The sequence below is a fragment of the Okeania sp. SIO2B9 genome (assembly GCF_010672505.1).
In the GTDB taxonomy this organism is placed as follows: Bacteria; Cyanobacteriota; Cyanobacteriia; order Cyanobacteriales; family Microcoleaceae; genus Okeania; species Okeania hirsuta.
Genome location: NZ_JAAHGK010001488.1, coordinates 1 through 1701 on the forward strand (window position 1 = coordinate 1; position 1701 = coordinate 1701).

Annotated in this window: 1 protein-coding gene; it reads right to left on the reverse strand. The window is 41.9% G+C overall.

Translation table 11 applies throughout. The features are described from left to right. Nucleotides 1-35 precede the first annotated feature (35 nt). The gene (locus F6K13_RS31935; RefSeq protein ID WP_287289711.1) at nt 36-824 is read right to left on the reverse strand and encodes a hypothetical protein; all 789 of its coding nucleotides are present in this window, start codon (nt 822-824) and stop codon (nt 36-38) included. Between the last annotated feature and the right edge of the window lie 877 nt (nt 825-1701).

The window sequence follows — 1701 nt, forward strand, 5'->3', positions numbered from 1 at the left end:
GTCGGGAGGTAGACAAACATCTTGATCGAAGCGGATCAACATTTATTTATGTAAGGGGGTGCTTTCCGCCCCACCCTGTGGAGGAGTGGGGAAACCAGCACCCCCTTACCAACCCCCTTATGGTTGTTGGTAACCCCTTGAATACCAACATCAGCAAAAACTAAGGAGTTGGAAAAGTCGAAGCGCCCATTGTCCGATGTCAGGGCAACTTCACCAGAGTAGTCAATAACCTCTCCTGGACTAACTACTTCAAGATTACCATCATCTGAAACGGAAACTGTATTTGGGTTTGTACTGGTATTCCAACGAGTACCGCTACTGCTGCGATCCTTAAATACATCCAGGAGATTAGGAAATCCTCCATCGGTTACAGAGAAATCTGGGTCACTGCTATCAGAGAGAACATCCCGATTTGCACCAATCTCCGAATTTGACATCTGGAAAGCCCGGCCGACATCGCCATCATCTCCCATTGCAATAACGAGATATTCCCCGATTTCTGTGAGTGACGGAGCGCTGGCGGGAAAAGAATCTGTAAAGGTTGTTGTCGCAACCTGACCATTACTCCCAGTCGCCGTCAAATTTAACGTTGCATTCAACGCATCTGGAGGACCCAAGCCAGTACCATTATTATCTGTCGGTACTTCCCAGGTAGTCACTACCTGACCATTCTCCATACCATCCAGGTCACCTTCACCTCCATCAGTGACTTCAATAGGATCATATGCATCCACATCCCCATCATCTCCAGGATCAGTAGGGTCATCTTCAATCTCAAACTTAATCGTTGAACCTAGTTCAAATCCAGTAGCGCTAATAGTCACCGTTTCACCCGGTGCGTAATCCTCTTTATCCGTCTCTACTTGAGGAAATTCCTGTTGATCCATAATCGTAAATTACCTTGAGTTAATATTTCATCTTTGTGAAGCACCCCCTATTGAAATTACTTTCTCAGCAAAATCAATTGTTCACAGTATAGACATAAATAAAAGCTGATATCAACCTGTATATTCACAAAAGCAACAATCTTCATCAAATCTTTATCAAAAACACCCTTGATTATAAAGATTTGATAAAGTTGTATAGATATTGGGCAAATATTATAGCGCTATAGGCAAGTCATAAGTTAGAATTAATCTGTAACTAAGTTTTTCCCTGCGGAATTATTCAGGAAGCAAAATTAAAAAATCTCCAGGCCCTAAATCCGTAGTGCTAAATTGTTACGCATTTAAATCATATAGCAATGTGCGCTGGCATATTTACAAATTGCAGGAGGTGTCCAATAACTAAAATCTTATAGAACCCCCGATCGTATCTTTGGACGCGGTATGTGCTTTTGGCTTCCGTCCTCAGCCTGAGGAAGTTGTGGAAATTCAGGAACGAGAATGGGGAAAAAGCGGATGATATAAAATCCGGTTATACAGTAATCGCAAAATTACTTTATCTTAATACAGATTTTCTATTAAACATCTCCAATAATCAAAAATCAAATTAATTATTATCCATAAATTATCAATTATCATTTTCTTTGTGGGTTTAATACCCCACCGTCAACGGGGGTGTTCACGCATTACTTGGGGGAGCGAATCCCCATATAATTTTCCTCCTGTCTCCTGTCTCCTGTCTCCTGTCTCCTTCTTCAATTCCCCTACTCTGTAGGGACGTTGCATGCAACGTCCCTACAGAGTAGGGGAATTGAAA